Source organism: Alteriqipengyuania lutimaris, assembly GCF_003363135.1.
Classification (GTDB): domain Bacteria; phylum Pseudomonadota; class Alphaproteobacteria; order Sphingomonadales; family Sphingomonadaceae; genus Alteriqipengyuania; species Alteriqipengyuania lutimaris.
Map to the genome: position 1 here is coordinate 1291309 of NZ_QRBB01000001.1, position 21121 is coordinate 1312429.

Annotated in this window: 16 protein-coding genes and 1 tRNA gene; 8 read left to right on the forward strand and 9 right to left on the reverse strand. The window is 66.8% G+C overall.

From position 1 onward, the window contains the following. Positions 1–70 precede the first annotated feature (70 nt). The gene (locus DL238_RS06300; protein ID WP_115491484.1) at positions 71–277 is read right to left on the reverse strand and encodes a DUF1674 domain-containing protein; all 207 of its coding nucleotides are present in this window, start codon (positions 275–277) and stop codon (positions 71–73) included. Between DL238_RS06300 and DL238_RS06305 the strand changes: the two genes are divergently transcribed. Further along, a complete protein-coding gene (locus tag DL238_RS06305) occupies positions 276–1526 on the forward strand; it encodes an RsmB/NOP family class I SAM-dependent RNA methyltransferase (RefSeq protein ID WP_115491485.1) in 1251 nt (416 codons plus the stop codon). The genes DL238_RS06300 and DL238_RS06305 overlap by 2 nt on opposite strands. Positions 1527–1622: 96 nt before the next feature. Here the strand turns inward: DL238_RS06305 and DL238_RS06310 are convergent, their stop codons facing one another. From DL238_RS06310 to msrA, 4 genes are all read right to left on the reverse strand, one after another. Beyond that, positions 1623–2042 (reverse strand): pyridoxamine 5'-phosphate oxidase family protein, encoded by a 420-nt coding sequence (locus tag DL238_RS06310; protein ID WP_115491486.1) that lies wholly within the window; start codon positions 2040–2042, stop codon positions 1623–1625. A 114-nt stretch (positions 2043–2156) separates the two neighbouring features. Beyond that, positions 2157–2594 (reverse strand): FKBP-type peptidyl-prolyl cis-trans isomerase, encoded by a 438-nt coding sequence (locus DL238_RS06315; RefSeq protein WP_115491487.1) that lies wholly within the window; start codon positions 2592–2594, stop codon positions 2157–2159. A gap of 156 nt (positions 2595–2750) precedes the next feature. Further along, complete coding sequence (locus DL238_RS06320; protein WP_147290994.1) at positions 2751–3242, reverse strand: hypothetical protein; 492 nt, start codon at positions 3240–3242, stop codon at positions 2751–2753. A 275-nt stretch (positions 3243–3517) separates the two neighbouring features. Continuing rightward, complete coding sequence (gene msrA, locus DL238_RS06325; RefSeq protein WP_115491489.1) at positions 3518–4072, reverse strand: peptide-methionine (S)-S-oxide reductase MsrA; 555 nt, start codon at positions 4070–4072, stop codon at positions 3518–3520. Between the two features lie 127 nt (positions 4073–4199). Here msrA and DL238_RS06330 point away from each other — a divergent pair, with 127 nt between their 5' ends. The 4 genes from DL238_RS06330 (at position 4200) to DL238_RS06345 (ending at position 6476) form a co-directional block, all read left to right on the forward strand. Continuing rightward, positions 4200–5030 carry a class I SAM-dependent methyltransferase gene (locus DL238_RS06330; RefSeq protein ID WP_115491490.1) on the forward strand — a complete coding sequence of 277 codons (831 nt, stop codon included), beginning with the start codon at positions 4200–4202 and terminating at the stop codon, positions 5028–5030. Positions 5031–5043: 13 nt separating this feature from the next. Beyond that, entirely contained in the window at positions 5044–5898 is an 855-nt protein-coding gene (gene aguB, locus DL238_RS06335; RefSeq protein WP_115491491.1) for an N-carbamoylputrescine amidase, read from the forward strand. Positions 5899–5900: 2 nt separating this feature from the next. Continuing rightward, positions 5901–6410, forward strand: coding sequence for a 2-amino-4-hydroxy-6-hydroxymethyldihydropteridine diphosphokinase (folK, locus tag DL238_RS06340; protein ID WP_115492800.1), 510 nt, complete (start codon positions 5901–5903; stop codon positions 6408–6410). Further along, positions 6401–6476 (forward strand) — tRNA-Lys (locus tag DL238_RS06345). The genes folK and DL238_RS06345 overlap by 10 nt, the downstream gene beginning before the upstream one ends. 39 nt (positions 6477–6515) lie before the next feature. Here DL238_RS06345 and DL238_RS06350 read toward each other — a convergent pair. After that, complete coding sequence (locus tag DL238_RS06350; RefSeq protein WP_115491492.1) at positions 6516–8342, reverse strand: gamma-glutamyltransferase family protein; 1827 nt, start codon at positions 8340–8342, stop codon at positions 6516–6518. 226 nt (positions 8343–8568) lie between these two features. Between DL238_RS06350 and DL238_RS06355 the strand changes: the two genes are divergently transcribed. From DL238_RS06355 to DL238_RS06365, 3 genes are all read left to right on the forward strand, one after another. Then, a complete protein-coding gene (locus DL238_RS06355) occupies positions 8569–10038 on the forward strand; it encodes an NAD(P)-dependent oxidoreductase (protein ID WP_115491493.1) in 1470 nt (489 codons plus the stop codon). After that, on the forward strand, positions 10035–14555 hold the full coding sequence (gene gltB / locus DL238_RS06360; protein WP_115491494.1) for a glutamate synthase large subunit: 4521 nt from the start codon (positions 10035–10037) through the stop codon (positions 14553–14555). Before DL238_RS06355 ends, gltB begins: the two co-directional genes overlap by 4 nt. A gap of 115 nt (positions 14556–14670) precedes the next feature. Next, entirely contained in the window at positions 14671–14865 is a 195-nt protein-coding gene (locus DL238_RS06365; protein WP_115491495.1) for a hypothetical protein, read from the forward strand. A gap of 42 nt (positions 14866–14907) precedes the next feature. Here the strand turns inward: DL238_RS06365 and DL238_RS06370 are convergent, their stop codons facing one another. From DL238_RS06370 to DL238_RS06380, 3 genes are read right to left on the reverse strand one after another with little or no spacing between them, the layout of a single operon-like run. Then, complete coding sequence (locus tag DL238_RS06370; RefSeq protein WP_115491496.1) at positions 14908–18192, reverse strand: efflux RND transporter permease subunit; 3285 nt, start codon at positions 18190–18192, stop codon at positions 14908–14910. Next, positions 18185–19528: an efflux RND transporter periplasmic adaptor subunit gene (locus tag DL238_RS06375; RefSeq protein WP_115491497.1), complete on the reverse strand. Its 1344-nt coding sequence runs from the start codon at positions 19526–19528 to the stop codon at positions 18185–18187. Before DL238_RS06375 ends, DL238_RS06370 begins: the two co-directional genes overlap by 8 nt. Beyond that, positions 19525–21057 carry an efflux transporter outer membrane subunit gene (locus tag DL238_RS06380; RefSeq protein WP_115491498.1) on the reverse strand — a complete coding sequence of 511 codons (1533 nt, stop codon included), beginning with the start codon at positions 21055–21057 and terminating at the stop codon, positions 19525–19527. The genes DL238_RS06375 and DL238_RS06380 overlap by 4 nt, the downstream gene beginning before the upstream one ends. Positions 21058–21121: the final 64 nt, after the last annotated feature.

The following is a 21121-nucleotide window of genomic DNA, read 5'->3' on the forward strand; positions in this document are numbered from 1 at the left end:
CCCCCTCCGTCAGCCGCCTGCGGCGACTGCCACCTCCCCAAATGGCTACGCAATTTGGGGAGGATCAAGGCTAGAAATCGATTGCGATCCCGTCTTTCACCCAGTCGCCGTAACGCGTCGGGCTGAGGCCCTTCGGGTCCTCGACGCTCGCGTCGATTGGTTCGGGCGCGGGCGGCGGATCGTCGCTCCAGTGCGCGGGCTTCTTGAAGTCCTCGGGGCGTTCTGTAGCGCGTTTCATATGACCAAGATGATCTTCCCGCACCGGCGTTTCAAGCATGTCTAAAGGCGGTAGCGAAGCCGAAGTCGCGGGCCTGCCCGCAAGGCGCGCCGCATTGCGCATGCTCGACGGCGTGCTGCGCCGGGGCGAAACGCTCGAGCAGAACGAGACGGCGGCGCTGCGCGGCCTGCCCGCCTCCGACGCGGGGCTGGCGCGCGCGATCGCCGCCGAAACCCTGCGCTGGCTGGTCGATTTCGATGCGGCTGTAGACAGCGCGACGCGCGAAGTCCTGCCCGATGATGCCAAGCCGCGCACCGTCCTGCGGCTGATGCTGGCGCAATGGCTGCGGCTCGACACGCCGCCGCACGCGGTCATCGCGACCGCGCTGCCGCTGCTCTCGGGCGGGCCGAAGAGGCTGGCGCATGGCGTGTTCGGCGCGCTCGCCAAGCGCGGCTTAGAGCTGCCCGCCGCACCGACTTTGCCCGCGGCGGTCGCCGCGCGCTGGGGCGAGCGAAGCACGGCGATTGCCGCAGGGCTGGCCGAGCCGCCGCCGCTCGACCTGACCTTGCGCGATCCGGCGAAGACCGCCGAATGGGCGGTGAAGCTGGGCGCGGACAGCTTGATGCCCGGCCATCTGCGCCTCTCGCGCGGGCAGGCGGTGCACGGGCTCGAAGGGTTCGAGGATGGCGCATGGTGGGTGCAGGATCTCGCCGCCTCGCTCCCCGCCCGCATGCTGGGCGACGGCGAAAGAAAACGCGCGCTCGACCTGTGCGCCGCACCGGGCGGCAAGACGCTGCAACTGGCGGCGCAGGGGTGGCAGGTCACCGCGCTGGACATCTCGGCCAAGCGATTGAAGCTGCTGGAGCAGAACCTCGCGCGCACCGGGCTGGAGGCCGAGGTGATCGCTGCCGATGCCTTCAAGTGGGAGCCCGAAGCTCCTTTCGACGCGATCCTGATCGACGCGCCGTGCACCGCGACGGGGACCGCGCGCCGCCACCCGGACGTGCTCCACCGCATCGGCCCGCGCCAGATCGCCGACCTCGCCGAAGTGCAGGCACGGCTGATCGAGCGCGCGAGCGGCTGGCTCACTCCCGGTGGCACGCTGGCCTACGCGGTGTGCTCGCTGGAGAGCGAGGAAGGGGAGGGGCAGGTCGCGAACGTCTCGCTCACGCCCGATCCGATCCGGGCGGAAGAACTGCCCGAAGGCCTGTCACCCAGCGCACAGGGCCACCTGCGCACCGATCCGGGTATGCTGCCCGAGCAGGGCGGGCTCGATGGCTTCTTCGTCGCGCGCTGGCGCAAGGGTTAGATGCAAAACTCTCCTCCCTCGGGGGAGGGATTGGAGGCTCCGCTCCATAGGCGGGCACACCCCCACCCAACCTCCCCCTCAAGGGGAGGAGGGACACTAGCCGCCCATGTCGACCACGCCCTCGTTCTCGCCGTAGAGCTCGGCCTCGTCTGCGGTCACCTTGATGATCAGCACGCCGTCCTGCTCGTCCGGGCCGTGGCCGAACCATTTCTCGATATCCGGCGTCCAGTGCTCCTTGATCAGCTCCGGATCGTCGTGGACGCTGGCGGTGCCGCGGATGGTCAGCCACACGCCCTCGTTCTGGAAATCGAGCGCCACGTGATCGTCGCGCGCGATATCGCGCAGCTTGCGGGTGTCGGGCGCGGTGAAGAAATAGCTGTCGCCGTCGTAATCGACCTGCGCGTTGTTGCTCATCGGACGGCTGTTGAGCGTGCCGTCGGGGCCGTGCGTCGTCATCATGCACAGGTCCATGCTGCGCATGGTCTTGGCGATCATTTTCTTGTCAGGCTTGGGCATCCGGCAGACTCCTCGGTGCGTCTGCCAAAACGAACCCCGATGCAATCTGCGCGTTCCGCGCAATCGCACCGGGTGTCATATTTTCCAAAGCCTTATTCGGCCTTCGGAAAAGCCTTACGCGGCTTCCTTGATCTCGACCAGCGTCACGCCGAAGGTCAGGTCTTCGCCTGCCAGCGGGTGGTTGCCGTCGGCCTTGACCGAATTTTCCTGCACTTCGGTGATGACGAGCTGGATCGGCTGGCCGTCCTGGCCCTGCGCCGAAAGCTGCATGCCCGGCTGCGGGGCGGGCTCTGCGGGCAGGTTTTCGCGCGGCACGTCGATCACCAGCTCCTCGCGGCGCGGGCCGAAGGCGTTTTCGCTTTCGATCTTGACCGTTTCGACCGAGCCGACTTCCATTCCGTCGAGCGCGGCTTCGATCGCCGGGAAGATTTCCTGCTTGCCGAGGGTGACGACCTGCGGGCCGCTTTCCTCGGTGTTGCCGACGACCTGTCCGGCATCGGTCTTCACGACGAAATCGATGGCGACGGTGTCGCCGTTCTTGGCTGTAGTCATTTCGATGGTCCTCTCTGACTGAGGGGTGAGGGCCGCAAGCTTGAGCGGCCACGGGGAAATTCGGTGCCCCCAACGTGGGGCCGAAGGCGCGAGGCGCAACCCCGAACCTGACGCGAAGTTCGCCTGGACGGGACCCCGAACCGGTTCTCCGCCGCCCTAGTCGCGTGGGTTCAGGACCGGCGCACTGTCGAGATTGAGGAGATACTCGATCCGGATCACCTGCTCGTCCGCGAAAGTGTAGCGCACGATCTTGAGGGGGCGCACCGGATGGAAAACCGTGTCCTTGCGGATCGGCATCCAGAACTCCTCCGTCACCACGCGCCCGTCTTCGTCCCAGTAGAAATTCTCGATCAGCATCTGATGGCGATCGAGACTGGCATCGTAAAAAGTGCTCTCGCGCCACTCGATCCAGGCATCGGGCCCTTCGAGGAAGGGCTCACCCTCCCACATCACCTCGAGATCGTCGGCCAGCATGGCGCGCAGCTCGGCAGGATATTCGGCCGGGGCCGTTTGCGGAAGCGCTGCGAAGAAGGCCCGCTGCGCGGACGCTTCGGGTGGAGGGGGCGGGGGCGCCGCGAAGCCGGGGCTGGCCATGACGCAGGCCAGCACTGCTGCAAGAAATCCCAACTGTCTGCGTCCGGTCGACATCTGCGCTCCTTCACTCTCCCGCTGGGGCGGAAGCAGACGGGAGCCTAGGCCGATCCGGCCTGCGTGCAAGTGGTAGAGCAATCGCGCGCTGACAGGCAGGCGGCGACTGCGCTGTCCTACAGGCCGCTGCCCGTGGCATGCATGCGCCATGCCGCCGTGTCCGCCAGTCGATTGCAATTATTCGAACGGTGTCGGCAATCCGGGCGATTTTTATCCCCTGGACACTGTGTCAGGTGTGTCAGAAACCCTACGTGGAAGGGCGCCCGGCGCGTCGTTCAGGCGTCGTCCTTCACGTATTTCTGGAAGCTCTTGCGCAGCTTCATCAGCTTGGGTGGGATCGTCGCCTGGCAATAGGGATTGCGCTGGCCTTCGCCGTCCCAGTAATCCTGGTGGTAGCCCTCGGCCGAGTACCAAGTCGCGGTCTGCTCGCCGTTCGACATGCCTTCGATCGTGGTCACGGCCATCGCGCCATTGGCGGCGTTCCAGCGGCCGATCGCGGCTTCGGCTTCCTCTTGCTGCTTCGCGTCCATCGGGAAGATCGCGCTGCGGTACTGGGTGCCGACATCGTTGCCCTGCCGGTTGAGCTGGGTCGGGTCGTGCGTGCCGAGGAACATGTCGAGCAGCTCGCCATAGCTGATCGTGTCGGCGTCGTAGGCGACCTTCACCGCTTCGGCGTGGCCGGTCTTGCCGGTGCAGATCTGCTTGTAGGTCGGGTTCTCGGTCTCGCCGCCGATATAGCCGCTTTCGACGCTTTCGACGCCGATGACGTCCTTCATCACGGCCTCGGTGCACCAGAAGCAGCCGCCGGCAAAAATCGCGGTCTCGGTCATGTCCTATTCTCCTTTGGCGACGGAAGTAGGAAGCCTGTGCGCGATTGCCATGATCGGACCTTCGGCACCCTTGCGCTGAACCGGTCGCCGCCTAATGTGCACCCCACAAACACGGGGAGAAAACCGGATGCTTCGTACTGCCTGCCTTGCCGCCGTCGCCAGTCTCGCGCTTGCCGCGCCTGCCGTGGCCGACGATCATGCCATGACGCTGGAAGAGGTGCTCGCCGCCGACCTGCGCGACGACGATCGCGCGCGCGACCAGTATCGCAACCCGGCAGAGACGCTGGAGTTCTTCGGCGTCGAGCCGGACATGACCGTGGTCGAATGGGGCCCGGGCGGCGGGTGGTACACCCGCGTGCTCGCGCCGTGGATCATGCCCCAGGGCACCTATATTGCGCTCAACAGCGACAGCGATGCGGGCACATACCCCAATCCCGAAGCGGAAGCGCGCGCGAAGGCCTGGGCCGACACTTTCAAGACGACCTACGCGCAGGCGATGGGCGTGGAGCCCGCCGCCATCGGTGCCTACGAAATCGACGAAGTGCCCGAGGAAATGCTCGGCACGGTCGACCGCGTGCTGATCTTCCGTTCGATGCACGGTCTCAACATGAGCAACACCGCCGACGACGTGCTAAAGGCTGCGCGCCGGATGCTCAAGGACGATGGCATGGTCGGCGTGGTGCAGCACCGCGCTCCGGAAGGCGCGAGCTACGACGATTACGGCGCCCAGCAGCGCGGCTATATGCGCACGCAGGATGTCGTCGCGATCTTCGAGGCGAACGGCTTCGAACTGGTCGAGGAAAGCGAGATCAACGCCAATCCGAACGACCCAGCCGACTGGGAAGGAGGCGTGTGGACGCTGCCGCCCGTGCTTCGGTATGGCGAGCAGGACCGCGCGCGTTACGAAGCCATTGGCGAAAGCGATCGCATGACGCTGTTGTTCAAGAAAGCCGACTGAGAAGAGGGCGCATTTGACCCGTGACATCACCGTGGCGGCGCTCCAGCTGACGCTGGGCGCTGCCGACGAGACCGAGAATATCGAAGCCGTTTCCGCCATGGTGGAGGAAGCGGCCTCTCGCGGTGCGCAGGTGATCCTGCCGCCCGAGCTGTTCGACGGGCCGTACTTCTGCAAGGTGGAGGAAGAGGCGCTGTTCGCCCGCGCCGCGCCGACCGCCGATCACCCCAACGTACGCGCGATGGCGAAGCTGGCGAAGAAGCTCGGCGTGGCGATCCCGACCAGCTTCTTCGAGAAGGACGGGCCGCACCACTACAACTCGCTCGCCATGATCGACGCCTCGGGCGAGATCATGGGCGTCTACCGCAAGAGCCACATCCCCGACGGACCGGGTTACGAGGAAAAGTACTACTTCCGCCCCGGCAACACCGGGTTCAAGGTGTGGGACGTTTTCGGGACGAAGATTGGCGTCGGCGTTTGCTGGGACCAGTGGTATCCCGAAACCGCCCGCGCGATGGCGCTGATGGGGGCGGAACTGCTGTTCTACCCCACGGCCATTGGCTCCGAACCCTACGATGCCAGCTTCGATACCAGCCGCATGTGGCAGCGCGCGATGCAGGGGCATTCGGTGTCCAACTGCATGCCGGTGATCGCCTCGAACCGCATCGGGGTGGAAGATGGGCAGGCCTTCTACGGCCACAGCTTCATCACCAACGAATGGGGCGACAAGCTGGTCGAATTCGGGCGCGAGGAGGACGGCGTGCTGGTCGCCACGCTCGACCTCGATACCGCCGCCAAGCACCGCGCGGGCATGGGCTTCTTCCGCGACCGCCGGCCCGAGCTTTACGGTCGGCTGGCGGAGGACGTCTGAGCCTGCCGCACACCTACCTGATCGCGCTCGGCTCGAACCGCCGCCACGGCGAGCACGGCCGCCCCGAAGGCGTGGTCCACGCCGCGATGGAAGAGCTCGCCGCGCTGGGGACGGTGCGGGCGCGCAGCCCGGTGATCGACAGCGCGCCCATGGGCGCGGCGCGGCGGCGCTTCGCCAATGCGGTGGCGGAGCTGGAGAGCGACCTGTCGCCGCCGGAGCTGCTGCGCGAGTTGAAGCGCCTCGAACGCGGTTTCGGGCGGAGGCCCGGGCAGGCGTGGGGCGACCGGGTGCTAGACTGCGATATCGCGGCGTGGTCGGGCGGGGTGTGGCGGTCTCGCGAGCTCGGCATTCCGCACGCGGGCCTGGCGCAGCGCGACTTCGTGCTCGTCCCCGCCTGCGCCATCGCGCCGGGTTGGCGCGACCCGAAAAGCGGGCTCGCGCTACGACATTTGCAGGCACGCTTGACCCGCCCGCAAGCCCTCCTTAGGGACCGCACCCGGTCGGACCCTTAGCTCAGTTGGTAGAGCAAGATACTTTTAATATCGAGGTCGCTGGTTCGAGCCCAGCAGGGTCCACCATTCTTTCCTACACCGCCTTCGCCGGTTAGGCTCCTGCCCTCAATAGCCGGAAGCCTGCCCGTCCTTGCGCATCTCCGTGGCACCGACATAGACGCCGGTTTCCGGATCGCGCGCGATCGCCTGATAGCCGCCGAAGGGAATGCCGGTGGTCTCGATCTCGACATTGTGGCCCATCGCGCGCAGCGCCTCGACCGTCGCTGTCGGCACCCCGGGCTCGACCATCAGCGTGCCCAGATCGTCGATATCGACGGTGTCGGCTGCACTGCCCAGAAGCGCGTCGGTCGGCTGGCGTCCGCCATCGTGCATCAGCCGCGCGGCATCGCCCGCTTCCTGGAGGTTCATGCCGTAGTCCACCAAATTCACCAGAATTTGGACATGGCCCTGCGGCTGCATCCCGCCGCCCATCAGCCCGAAGCTCATGAAAGGCTTGCCGTCCTTCTTCACGAAGGCGGGGATGATGGTGTGGAAGGGCCGCTTGCCGGGGGCGTAGGCATTGGGGTGCGCGGGATCGAGGCTGAAGAGCTCGCCGCGGTCCTGGAACATGAAGCCCAGCCCCGGCGCAACCAGCCCGCCGCCCATGCCGCGATAGTTGGACTGGATCAGGCTGACCATCATCCCGTCCTTGTCGGCCACGGTCAGGTAGGTCGTGTCGCCTTCGCCCTCCAGCTTCGGTTCGCCCGGACCGAAAGCGGGCGTTGCACGCGTCGGGTCGATCTCTGCAAACCTTGTGCGCCCGTATGCGTCGCTCAACAGCTCTTCGGGTGCAGAGGAAAACTCGGGGTCGGCGTAGAAGCGCGCGACATCCTCGAACGCGAGGCGCTTGGCCTCGGTGATGTAGTGGAGCACCTGAGGGGAGCCGCGGTCCCATTGCGACAAATCGACGTTCTTGAGGATGTTGACCATCTGCAGCGCGGCGAAGCCCTGGCTGTTGGGCGGGAGTTCGCACAGCTCGTAGCCCTTGCGATAGCCGACGCAGGAGACATCGACCCACTCGCTGTCGTGGTTGGCGAAATCGGCAAGCGTGAAGGCGCTGCCCTGTTCGCGCAGGTAGTCCACGATGATCCGCGCGGTTTCGCCCTCGTAATATTCGTCGCGGCCATTCGCGGCGATCCGTTCGAGCGTGTCGGCGAGATCGGGGTTCCTGAACATCTCGCCCGGCTGGGGCGCGTCGCCGTCGGCAAACCAGGTCGCGCGGGCATTGTCGAAATCGTAGTCGAATCGTTCGAGGCGGGCCTCGTAGGCACGCAGCGAGCGTTCGAGATACATCGAGATGATCGGTGCGACCGGATGTCCGTCGCGCGCGTAGCGAATCGTGGGCGCGAGATTGTCCGCCATCGAAAGCTTGCCGAACCTCTCGTGCATGTCGAACCACGCATCGACCGTGCCCGGAATGGTAATCGGCAGCGGGCCGACCGGCGGGATCGAGGTGGCGTCCCCGAGCTTCGCCTTCAGCTGGTCGAGAGTCTGGCCGGAGGGGCTGCGGCCCGAGCCGTTGATGCCGTAAAGCTTGTCGGTCTTCGGATCGTAGACGATCGCGAAAAGGTCACCTCCGATGCCGTTTCCGGTCGGTTCCATCAGACCGAGCGCGGCATTGGCTGCGATCGCCGCATCCACCGCGCTGCCGCCCGCCTTGAGGGTATCAAGCGCGATCTGGGTCGCCAGCGGATGCGCAGTCGCGGCCATGCCGTGGGGCGCCGTCACGGGCGAACGGCTCCAGTTCGCGCCCACCGGCCGCGCGCCCGGGCCGATTCCCTGTGTGGCGTTCTCGGTCGTGTCGGCAGTATTGATTGCGGGCGGGGTGTCCTGTGCCAGCGCAGGCGCGGCGAACAATGCGGTGCCAGCCAGAAAACTCGAAATTGCGCGCATCGGGACTCTCCATTCCTCGGTTGGCGCGCAGGCTAGGCGAAAGAGGTCTGGCGCAAAAGGGCCGGGTACCGATAGTCGGTAGTCTAGTGGGGGACAGGTCTTCGCATTCGCAGCAATTTAGCATTGAAATTTCCTCCCGTGTCGCCAATGCTATTAAAGTTATGCGCAGAAGGGTGCGCAGGCTTTCCGAAACGCAAATTCCCACGCATCTGACCGAGGCGACCCCATCGCACGTAACGTAACCAACACCTTCGTCGACCGCGAACAGGCCTATCCCGAGAAACGCCCGGCAGACGCTCGCCGTGCGGATTTTCTCGAGATCGGGGCACCTTTCGCCGACGAGCAGGCGCAGCAGCAGGCGAGCCGGTGCTCGCAGTGCGGCGTGCCCTATTGCCAGTCGCATTGTCCGCTGCACAACCACATCCCCGACTGGCTGCGGCTGACCGCCGAGGGGCGCCTGCAGGAAGCCTACGATCTCTCGTCGCGCACTTCGACCATGCCCGAAATCTGCGGCCGCATCTGCCCGCAGGATCGCCTGTGCGAAGGCAATTGCGTAATCGAGTTTTCCGGCCACGGCGCGGTGACCATCGGCAGCATCGAGAAATACCTGGGCGACAATGCCTGGGCCGAAGGCTGGGTGCGGCCCATCGAGCCGGGCCCCCCGACCGGGCAATCTGTCGGCATCATCGGTGCCGGCCCCGCCGGGCTGACCGCAGCGGAATATCTGCGCAATGCGGGCCACGAGGTTCATATCTACGACCGGCACGACCGCGCGGGCGGGCTGCTGATCTACGGCATCCCGAACTTCAAGCTCGACAAGAGCGTTGTCGATCGCCGGGTCCGCCGGGTCGAGGAAGGCGGCATTCGGATCCATCGCGGTGTCGAAGTGGGCGGCGAGGGCGAGCGGGACGTGACGCTTTCGCAATTGCGCGAGAAGCACGATGCGATCTTTATCGCCACCGGGGTCTACCAGTCGCGCGAGTTGACGGTGGATGGTGCCGACAAGGATGGCGTGATCCGCGCGATCGATTTCCTCACCGCATCGAACCGCAGCGGGCTGGGCGACGAGGTCGAAAGCCATGCCGACGGCAGCCTGCTGGCGAAGGATCGCAATGTCGTCGTGATCGGCGGCGGCGATACGGCAATGGACTGCGTGCGCACCGCCGTGCGCCAGGGTGCTGCCAGCGTCAAATGCCTCTACCGCCGCGACCGCGACAACATGCCCGGCAGCCGAACCGAGGTCGCCCATGCCGAGGAGGAAGGCGTCGAGTTCCTGTGGCTCTCGGGCCCCGCCTCGATCGAAGGGGGCGAGCGCGCCGAGAAGGTGCAGGCCAACCGGATGCAACTGGGCGAGCCCGGTGCGGATGGCCGTCGCCGTCCGGAAGTCGACCCGTCGAGCAGCTTCGCGCTCGATGCGGATCTGGTGATCCTCGCGCTCGGCTTCGAGCCCGAGCCGCTGCCCGCGATCTTCGGCGAGGAAGGCCTGGCCGTGACCGATTGGGGCACGCTCGAATGCGACGAGACCATGATGACCACGCTTCCCGGCGTTTTCGCGGGCGGCGATATCGCGCGCGGCGCGAGTCTCGTGGTATGGGCGGTACGCGATGGCCGCGACGTCGCGGAGCACATCGAGAATTTTCTGGTCACGGAGCGCGCGCGCGGCCGTGAGCAAGAGCGGGGCTTTGCTGCGGCATGACGAAGCAGGAAATCGAAGCGCGCCGCCTCGCGGCGCACGGCATGTATCACGCCGACAGCGAGCACGATGCGTGCGGCGTCGGGCTGATCGGTGAGACCTCGGGCAAGTCCACGCGGCGCGTGGTCGACGCGGCGATCGAGGCGCTGTCCTCCATCTGGCACCGCGGCGCCGTGGATGCGGACGGGAAGACCGGCGATGGTGCGGGCCTTCTGCTCGACCTGCCGGTCGATTTCTTCGCCAGCGCGATCAATGCGAGCGGGCACGAAGTGCGCGACGGTCGGCTGGCGGTCGGCGTCATCTTCCTGCCGCGCACCGATCTGGGCGCGCAGGATGCCTGCCGCACGATCGTGGAATCCGAGCTGATCCGTGCCGGGCTGTTCGTTTATGGCTGGCGTCAGGTGCCGATCGATACCTCGGTGATCGGACGCAAGGCGAAGGCAACCCGGCCCGAGATCGAACAGGTGATGATCGCCGGGCCCACGCCCGACCAGCAATCGCTCGATGAGTTCGAGAAGCAGCTTTACGTCGTGCGCCGCCGGATCGAGCGGCGGATCGTCGAAGCGCAGCTGCGCGATTTCTACATCTGCTCGCTGTCCGCGCGCTCGATCGTCTACAAGGGGCTGTTTCTCGCGGAGAGCCTGGCGACCTTCTACCCCGATGTCCGCGATCCGCTGGTCACCAGCCGGATGGCGATCCTGCATCAGCGCTATTCGACCAACACCTTCCCGCAATGGTGGCTGGCACAGCCGTTCCGCACGCTGGCGCATAATGGCGAGATCAACACGATCCGCGGCAACAAGAACTGGATGCGCACGCACGAGATCAAGATGGCGAGCCTCGCCTTCGCGGGCATGGCGGACGACATCAAGCCGGTGATCCCGGTCGGTGCGTCGGACACCGCCAGCCTCGATGCCGCGATCGAACTGCTGGTCCGCTCGGGCAAGGCGATGCCCACCGCCAAGTCGATGCTGATCCCCGAAGCCTGGCAGGTCTCGCCCGACATGCCGGACGAAACCCGCGCGATGTACCAGTACATGGCGTCGGTGATGGAGCCGTGGGACGGCCCCGCCGCGCTCGCGATGACCGATGGTCGCTGGGCGGTCGCGGGGCTCGACCGCAACGCGCTGCGGCCGCTCGCCTTTTCGCGGACTGCGGATGGCCTGCTGGTGGTCGGATCGGAAAGCGGCATGGTGTCGCTCGAGGAAGATCGCGTGGTCGAGAAGGGCCGGCTTGGCCCGGGCCAGATGATCGCGATCGACCTCCACGAAGGCCAGCTGCTGCGTGACGAGGAACTCAAGGCGCGGATCGCGCGCGAGGCCCCTTACGGCGCGCTGGTGGCGGGCTTTCGCGGGATCGACGCGCTACCCAAGCAGGACGAAAGGGCTGCTCCCGCCCTGAACGAGGACGATCTGACGCGCCGCCTGACCGCTGCGGGCATGTCGACCGAGGACATGGAGCTGATCCTCGATGCGATGGCGCTCGACGGCAAGGAAGCCGTGGGTTCGATGGGCGACGACACGCCGCTTGCGGTGATCAGCACCAATCCGCGCCCGGTCAGCCAGTTCTTCCGCCAGAACTTCGCGCAGGTCACCAATCCCCCGATCGACTCCTTGCGTGAACGGCACGTGATGAGCCTGCGCACGCGCTTCGCCAACCTCGCCAATATCCTCGAGGAAGAGGACCAGAACGACAACGTGCTGGTGCTCGAAAGCCCGGTCCTGACATCGCAGGAATGGGCGCGGCTGCGGGTCGGCTTCGGCGAGAATGTCGGGACGATCGACTGCACCTATCGTGCCCACGGCGAATCCGCCGATCTGCGGCGCGCGATCGAGCGGATCAGGGCCCAGGCCGAAGCCATGGCGAAGGACAGGAAGCTGGAGATTTTCCTGACCGACGAAGGCACGGGGCCGGATCGCGTCGGGGTGCCGATGATCCTCGCCGCGGCGGCAGTGCACACGCACCTCGTGCGCAAGGGGCTGCGGTCCTTCACGTCGATCAACGTACGATCGGCGGAATGCCTCGACACGCACACGCTGGCGGTCCTGATCGGCGTGGGAGCGACGACCGTGAACCCGTATCTCGCCGAAGCGGCCTTGCTGTCGCGCCACCAACGCGGCCTCTACGGCGACATCACGCGCGAACAGGCGCTCGCCAATTTCCGCACTGCGCTGGAAGACGGCCTGCTCAAGATCATGGCCAAGATCGGCGTCTCGGTCATCTCCAGCTATCGCGGCGGCTACAACTTCGAAGCCGTCGGCCTCAGCCGCGCGATCACGGCGGACCTGTTCCCGGGAATGCCGAACAAGATTTCGGGCGAGGGCTACGCGTCGCTCCATCTCAGCGCCTCAAAGCGCCATGCGAAGGCCTTCGGCAAGCGGCATCCGGACGTGCCCGTGGGCGGTTTCTATCGCCAGCGTGCGGGCGAAGAGACGCATGCGTGGGGCGCGCAGGGCATGCATGCGCTGCAGACCGCATGTGCGACGGGCAACGAAAAGCAATGGCGCCGCTTCGTCGACGTGGTCGAGAATCAGCCGCCGATCTACCTGCGCGACCTGCTGGGTATCGACGAGGCGGCCGAGCCGCTGGCGCTCGACGAGGTCGAGCCGGGCGAGGCGATCCGCACACGATTCCTGACCCCGGGGATGAGCTTGGGCGCCCTGTCCCCCGAAGCGCACGAGACGCTGGCGATCGCGATGAACCGCATCGGGGCCAAGGCGGTGTCGGGCGAAGGCGGCGAGTCCGCCGAACGCTTCACCCGGCGCGAGAACGGCGATCTGGCGAACAGCGGCGTGAAACAGGTGGCGAGCGGGCGCTTCGGCGTCACCGCGCACTACCTCAACAATTGCGAAGAGATCGAGATCAAGGTCGCGCAGGGCGCAAAGCCGGGCGAGGGCGGGCAGCTGCCGGGCTTCAAGGTCGACGAGGTGATCGCGAAGCTGCGTCACTCGACGCCGGGGGTGACGCTGATCTCGCCTCCGCCGCACCACGATATCTACTCGATCGAAGATCTCGCCCAGCTGATCTACGACCTCAAGCAGATCAATCCGCGCGCCCGCGTGTGCGTGAAGCTGGTCAGCGCGGCGGGGATCGGCACGATCGCGGCGGGCGTGGCCAAGGCGCATGCCGATGCGATCTTGATCTCGGGCCACACCGGCGGCACCGGGGCGAGCCCGCAGACCAGCATCAAGTTTGCAGGGACGCCGTGGGAAATGGGCCTAGCGGAGGTCAACCAGGTGCTCGCGCTCAACGGCCTGCGCCACAAGGTGAAGCTGCGCGTCGACGGCGGGCTCAAGACCGGTCGCGAGATCGTGATCGGCGCGATTCTGGGCGCCGAGGAATTCGGCATCGGCACGATGAGCCTCGTCGCGATGGGCTGCATCATGGTCCGCCAGTGCCATTCGAACACCTGCCCGGTCGGCGTGTGTACGCAGGACCCGCGCCTGCGCGCGATGTTCGGCGGCAGCCCCGAAAAGGTCATCCAGCTGATGGATTTCCTTGCCGAGGATGTCCGGCGGATTCTCGCCAAGCTGGGCGTCGCGACGCTGGAAGAGGTGATCGGACGTACCGAGCTTCTGCGGCAGGTCAGCCGCGGTGCCGAGCATCTCGACGATCTCGATCTCAACCCAATCCTGCAGAAGGTGCAGACCGACGAGCCGCGCGTGTTCAGCATTCCCGAACATCGCAATCCGGTGCCCGACAGTCTCGATGCACAAGTGCTGGAAGAGGCGCGTCCGGCGCTGGAGGATGGCACGCAGACCACGATCCATGCCGAGGTCCGCAACGTTTATCGCGCGGTCGGCACGCGCCTGTCGTCCCACGTCGTGACGCGGCACGGGCCGGAAGGGCTGTCCGACGGCACGCTCGACCTGCGGCTGACCGGAAGCGCGGGGCAATCGCTCGGCGCGTTCCTCGCCAGGGGCATTCGCCTGACGGTTGCGGGCGATGCGAACGACTATGTCGGCAAGGGGCTGTCCGGCGGCGAGATCGTGCTGCATCCGCCCGAAGGGGTCAATCGCGAGAGCCAGGCCAACGGTATCATCGGCAACACCGCGCTTTACGGGGCCACGTCGGGTGCGCTGTTCGCGGCGGGCAAGGCGGGCGAGCGGTTTGCGGTCCGCAATTCGGGCGCCGTGACGGTGGTCGAAGGGTGCGGTGCGAATGGCTGCGAGTACATGACCGGCGGACGGGCCGTGATCCTCGGCTCGGTCGGCAGCAATTTCGGGGCCGGTATGACCGGCGGCATGGCCTTCGTCTACGATCCGGACGGCAAGTTCGAACGCATGGCCAATCCGGGCTCGATCTTGTGGCAGCGGCTCGCAAACGATCACTGGCGCGGCGAGCTGCACGACCTCTTGCAGCGGCATGTCGACCTGACCCACAGTGCCTATGCGAAGGGCCTGCTGGACCGCTGGAGCGAGACGCTGGAGCACGTCTGGCAGGTTTGCCCCAAGGATATGATCGGCAAGCTCGACCAGCCCATTGGCGCTCCCGAAGAGGAGGCAGTTGCCGCCGAGTAGGGCTATTAAGGGGCTGGCCGCGATCCGTGCCGAAATCGGTCAGCCCCTATCAAGCAGCTCGACATGGCGCGGTAGGCGACGCAATTCTCCTCCCGATCGAGTAAGGAGAATTCCAGTGAAACTGCTCACCGCGCTTGCCGGGATCGCGATCCTCGGTTTCGCAACGCCTGCCGCAGCCTATACCAAGCCGCCCCATGGCGAGCCGACCGGTTCGCGCGGCGGTGGTTCGCACGAAGTGCCCGCTCCGCCGATCGCGCTGATCTTCGGCCTTGCCGCCGGGGCGATTCTCGTTCGCCGCAAGCTGGCCTGATCCCGACCCTCTGACCAGTCGGGGGGCCGACGCGTACCTGTGTTAGGTCCCCATCGGTTCTCCGCCGGGGGCCGTTTCCTTGCGACCCCTTCCGCGCCAGCGCTGGATGCGTGCGACCGCGCGCATTTGAATGATTGCGAGTGCGGGGATCAGCAAGATCAGCAGCGCGGTGCCGAACAATACGCCGAAGCCGAGGCTGGCGGACATCGGGATCAGGAACTGTGCCTGCAGACTGGTTTCGAACGTGATCGGCGCCACGCCCAGGAAGGTCGTGATCGCGGTCAGCATGATCGGGCGGAAGCGCGACTTCGCCGCATCGATCACCGCCTCGTCGGGCTCCATCCCCGCTGCTAGATTCTCGTTCAGGAAGTCGATCAGCACCAACGCGCCGTTGATAATCACGCCCGACAGCGCGATGATCCCGAACATCGACAGGATGCCGAGCGGAATGCCCAGCAGCAGGTGGCCGATCAGCGCCCCGATCATGCCGAAGGGTATCGCCGCCATAATGATGAGCGGCTGGACGTAGGAGCGGAAGGGTACCGCAAGCAGCCCGTAGATCGCGACGAGCGCCAGCAGGAAGGCGCTGCCGAGATCGCCGAAGCTCTCCTGCTGCTCTTCCTGCTCGCCGCCGAAGTCGTATTGCAGCGAGGGGTAATCCGCCGTCAGCTGCGGCATGATCTCTTCCTGCAGCAGCGCGGCGACCTCCTGCCCGGTGATCGTGTCGCTGTCGACGTCGGCGGTGATCGTGGTGATCCGCCGCCCGCCCTCGCGCCGGATGACCGAGGGCGCTTCGCCGAAGGACACGTCCGCAAGGCTCGACAGCGCGACTTCGCCGCCGGGCACGCGCACGCGGTAACTCTCGATATCGGCGATCGAGTCGCGTTCGTCCTCAGGCAGGCGGATATAGACCCGCACATCCTCGCGCCCGCGCTGCACACGTACCGCTTCGGCGCCGAAGAAGGCGGCGCGGACCTGGCCCGCGACATCCTGCAGCGTCACGCCCAGCGATCTTGCCGAGGGCTTCAGCCGAAGCTCGATCTCCTGCTGGCCCGCGTCCTGGTCGCTTTCGATATCGAACACGCCGCCGACCCGCGAAAGCTCGTTCATCAGGCGATCCGCCGCGAGATCGAGCACGGCCTCGTCGGGGTGGCTGAGCTGCACGTTGACCGGCTCGCCGAGCCCCAGCAGCGAAGATGAGATGGTGAGCGAGCGGGCCTCGGGCACCTCGCCCAGTTCCTCGCGCCAGGCCTCCTCGATCTGGACAGCCGAAACCTCGCGCTGGGCGGATGGCACGAGGCTCACCTGCACATTCGCGAGGTTGGGGCGGATCGTGCTCTGCGGGCCACCGGGACCGCCGCCGGTCTGCGCGAGGCCGATGGTGGTATAGACCGCTTCGAGAAAATAGGGCCCCACGCCATTGTCGGGCGCGTCCTCGCCGGGCGGATCGCCGTCGAAGCGTGCGATCGCGCGATCGGCCGCCGCCTCGATCCGCTCGGTCACCGCAGCGGTGCGCTCCACCGTCGTGCCCGAGGGCATTTCGAGCGTGGCGCTGACGATGTCGCCCTCGATCTCGGGGAAGAAGCTGAACTTGATGATGCCCGCGGGCAGCATCGCCACGAACAGGATCAGCAGCGCGACCCCGCCCGCGAGAATCAGGTAAGGCATCTGCACGGTGAACTTGAGCGCCCGGTCGAGCGGGCCGTTCACGAAGGCCTGGAAGCGCGCATCGACCCACGTCTGCACCCGCGCGAAGAAGCGGGTGACCCTGTTGCCGGCTTTATGCTCGGGATCGGGCAGGGTGCTGAGATGGTGGGGCAGGACGTAAAGCGCCTCGATCAGCGACAGGCCGAGCACCGCGATGACGACCAGCGGGATGTCGGCGAGGATCTTGCCGATGACCCCGCCGACGGCCAGCAGCGGGAGGAAGGCGGTGATGGTGGTGGCGACCGCGAAGAAGACGGGCACTTTCACCCGCTGCGCCCCCGCGATGGCGGCGCCCATCCCGGTGCGCCCGCGTTCGCGCTCGGCATAGATGTTCTCGCCCACGACCACCGCGTCGTCGACCACTAGGCCGAGCGCGAGGATGAAGCCGAAGAGCGAGAACATGTTGATGCTTGAGCCTGCCCAGTCGAGGATGAAGATCGCGCCCACGAAGGTCGCGCCGATGCCCACCGCGGTCCACGCCGCGAGCCGCAGGTCGAGGAACAGGGTCAGCGCGCCAAGCACGAGGATCAGCCCGAAAGCCGCGTTGCGCAGCAGCAGGTCGAGCCGGTCCTGCAGCAGCTCGGAACTGTCTTCCCAGATGGCGTATTCGACTCCCGCCGGCAGGTCGAAGTCGCTCTCGATCAGCGTCTTCGACGCTTCGGCCACATCGAGCACGCGTTCGTCGCTGGTGCGATAGATGTCGACGAAGGCGACCGGCTGGTCGTTGAAGCGGGTGATGAGGTCGGCATCCTCGAACCCGTCCTGCACGTCGGCGATGTCGCCCAGCGTCAGGCTCGCGCCGTCGGGCGTGGTGAGGACGAGGATGTTCTCGAAATCCTGCTGGTCGTAATTCTGGCCGATCGTGCGCACGCGCACTTCCTCCGACCCGGTTTCGATCGCGCCTGCCGGGGTGTCGAGGCTCGACTGGCCCACGATCTGCGCAATCTGGGGAAGCGAGAGGCCGAGCGCGCGCAAGCGCGATTGCGGGACGTCGGCATAGATCTCGTAATCGCGCACTGCGGACGTGGTGACATAGCTGATCTCGGGCAGCGCCGAGGCCGCATCCTCCAGCTGGTAGGCCGTTTCCTTGAGCGTGCGTTCGCTGACATCGCCGAACAGCGCGATCCGAAGCACCACCTGCCGGGTGGTGAGTTCGCGAATATCGGGTTCTTCGGCCTCGTCGGGGAAGGTCTGGATCTGGTCGACTTCCGACTTCACCTCGTCGAGCGCGCGGGCGATATCGCTACCCAGATCGAGCTCGACATTGACCGAGCCGCGCCCTTCCGAGGCGGTGGCCGTGATTTCCTTCACGCCTTCGATCGCCTCGACCGATTCCTCCACCTTCTGGACGATCGATTCCTCGATCTCCTCGGGCGTTGCGCCGGGGTAGGTCACGGAGACGGTGATCGTATCGAGGCTGCTCTCCGGGAACACCTCCTGCACGATGCTGGTGTAGGAAAAGTACCCGGCGACGAGCATCAGCAGCAGCAGCAGGTTCGCGGCGACACCGTTGCGCGCCATGAACGCGATGGGGCCCGAGCGATCGCGCGCGCGGTCGGACGCCTCGTTACCGTGGCGGTCGACCGCGCCGCCCGGCTGGTCCTGCTCGGTCTCACTCACCTGTCGGTTGCTCGTTCGAAGCGGACTGCCGCTGTTCCTGGCGCCGACCTTGGGGCGCTTGGGTGCGCACGCGCATGCCGTCGGTCGGTGCGCGCAGGTTGCTGGTCACGATCCGCCCGCCCGCAGCGAGGCTGGGCGTCGTGACATAGGCAATTTCGTCGGTCCGCTGGATCACGCGCACAGGCAGGATGCGAAGCCGCCCGTCGCGCACCACCCACACCTCGTTTCCGGGGCGCAGCGCGGTAACCGGGATGCGGGCGAAGGGCACGGAGGCTTCGCCCGTGATCCGCGCATCGACGAAGCTGCCGAGCAGCAGGGGCGGCCCCGGCGGGGCGTCTTCGGTCACCGGCTGCCCGCCCTGCAGCGGCGCTGGCACCCGCAGGAAGACGTCGATGGTGCGCGTCTCGGGATCGAGGATCGGGTCCGCGCGATCGACGAAGGCTTCCCAGCGATAGGTGATGCCGCCGTAATCGAAGAAGACGCTCGCCGGAATGCGACCCCCGCCCGGGCGCAGCAGCGAGGGGATCAGCGCAGCCTCGTTTTCGGTCAGTGCGACGCGCACTTCGAAGGCATCGGTCGCCACCAGCGTGCCCAGCGCCTGACCCGGCTGGACCAGCGTGCCGACAGCCGCGCTCTCCTCGCGCACCAGGCTGCCGAAGGGCGCGGAGATGCGCGTGCGCGAGAGCGAGAGCTGGGCTGCTTCGAGGTTCGCCGCCGCCCGTTCCCGTGCAGCCTGGGCGGAGCGCAGCTGCGGCTCGCGCGTGGCGAGGCGGCTTGGTGCCGGCGCGGAAGACGCTGCGCCGTCTCGCGAGCCGGAAAAGGCCTGCCGCGCCAGCACCGTCGGCGGCAGGATGCGCGCCGCGTAATCGTCGGGGTCGATCCCCGCCTGCAGCACGTCGCGCGTCGCCTGCCGCTGGCTGAAGCGTTCCAGTTCGTCGCGCGCGATCTCCACCTCCTCGCGCGCCTGCAGCACCGCGACGTCCTGCGCCGCCACATCGGCGCGGGCGGAGCGGACCTGGTTCTGGAAATCGACCGGGTCGATGCGGAACAGCGTCGCGCCGCGCGCAACCATGCGGCCTTCACGAAAATCGGGGTTCACGTAGACCAGCCGCCCGGCGACTTCCGCGCCCACCGTTACGCTTTCGCGCGGCTGCACCGTGCCGCTTCCGCGCACTTCGAGTTCGCCGGTAGCGGATTCGAACGGCGCGGTCTGGACCAGCGGGGCCTGCTCGATCCTTTCCTGCTCTTCTGCTTCGGGCCGCAGAAAGATCATCAGCGCAGCCAGCGCGACAGCACCGCCGAGCACGGCGAGAACGAGGATCGCCTGACGGCTCATTCTTCGGGTCCTTCCTCACTGGGTGTGGCCTCTGGGAGAGCGGGAACCAGCTCCACCACGTTGGGCTCTATCCCGGCGGCCCAGTCCCCGCCGAGCGTCCGGTGGACGCCGAGCCGCGACAGGGCGACGCCGCGCCCGGCCGACGAAAGCGCGGCCTCGACCTGATAGACCGCGCGCAGCGCATCGAGATAGCTGACGTAGTCTCCCACACCCGCTTCGAACCGGCGCGCCTGCAACTCGGCGGAGAATTGCGCCTCCTCGAGCTGGGCGAGGATCAGCTCGTACCGCTGGCGGTTTTCCTCGTAATCCTCGATCGCGCTGTTGGCTTCGCGGAATGCGGTGAGGACGGTGCGCGCATAGATCGTGGCCTGCACATCGTAGTTCGCGCGCGCCGCCTCGATATTCGCGGAGATGCGCCCGCCCTGGAAGATCGGGGCGGTCAGCCCTGCGGCAAGGTTCACCGCCCAGTTGTTGGCGACATCGAACGCGCCCGCGATATCGCCGCCCTGCGTGCCCGGACCGGCGGTGAGATTGATCGAGGGGAAGCGCTCTGCCTTGCGCGCGCCGACCCGCGCCCGCGCCGCTTCCAGCCGGGCCCACGCGGCGGCGACGTCGGGCCGCTGGCCGAGCAGTTCGGCGGGCAGCCCCGCAGGCACTTCATCGAAGACGAGGCGCGGGGTAAGCGGCCGGGCAAGCCGCGCTTCCATCGCGTCGGGATACTGGCGCACCAGCAGCGCGAGACGCCCCTGTGCATCGTCCAGCGCGGCTTCCGCCTGAGGCAGCGATGCCTGCGTGTTCCGCTGATCCTGCTGTACCTGGTACAGCTCGAAGCTCTGGGTCAGGCCGCGGCGGAAGCGCTCCTCGGTCTGGGCCACGCGTTCGGACAGAAGGTCGATCGTCTCCAGCGTCAGCTCGATCTGGCGCCGTGCGTCGACGACTTCGAAATAGGTCGCGATGGTCTCCGCTGCGGCGGCAAGCTGGACCGAGCGGAAATCGTACTCGGCGGCGATGGCATCGGCGCGCGCGGCAGCGAAATCGTTGCGGACGCGGCCGAAGAGGTCGAGCTCGTAAGATGCGCCGAGGCCGAGTGAGTAGCTGTCGTTCTCGATCCGGGTCGGCGGCTCCTGACCGCCCTGACCGCCATCCTGCCCCCCTCCCTGTGCGCCCGCCAGCGCACCGAAGGCATTTCCGGAGAGCGGCTGGTTCGAATAGTTCGCATCGACGCTGGCATTGACGCGCGGGAACAGGGCGGAGCGGGCAATACGCGCCTGTGCCGCAGCCTGCGCGACTCGCGCGGACGCTTCGGCAATGTCGAGATTGTCGGCCAGCGCATCGCGCACCAGCGCGTCGAGCACCGGATCATCGTAATCGGTCCACCAGGCATCGGGCCGGTAAGGGCCTGAATTCTCGGAATTGGGGAAGTCGCCGGGGAGCTGGGCGGTGATCTCGGGCTGGGCACGCTGGGGCGCCAGGTTGGCGCAACCCGCCAGTGCGAGGGCGGCGAGAGCGAGAGGCAACGCGGCGCGCATCGCCTTCCGCTATAGTTTGGCGGTCGCCGAATGACGAGGGAGCGGCGAAAATTAAGTTTCGATT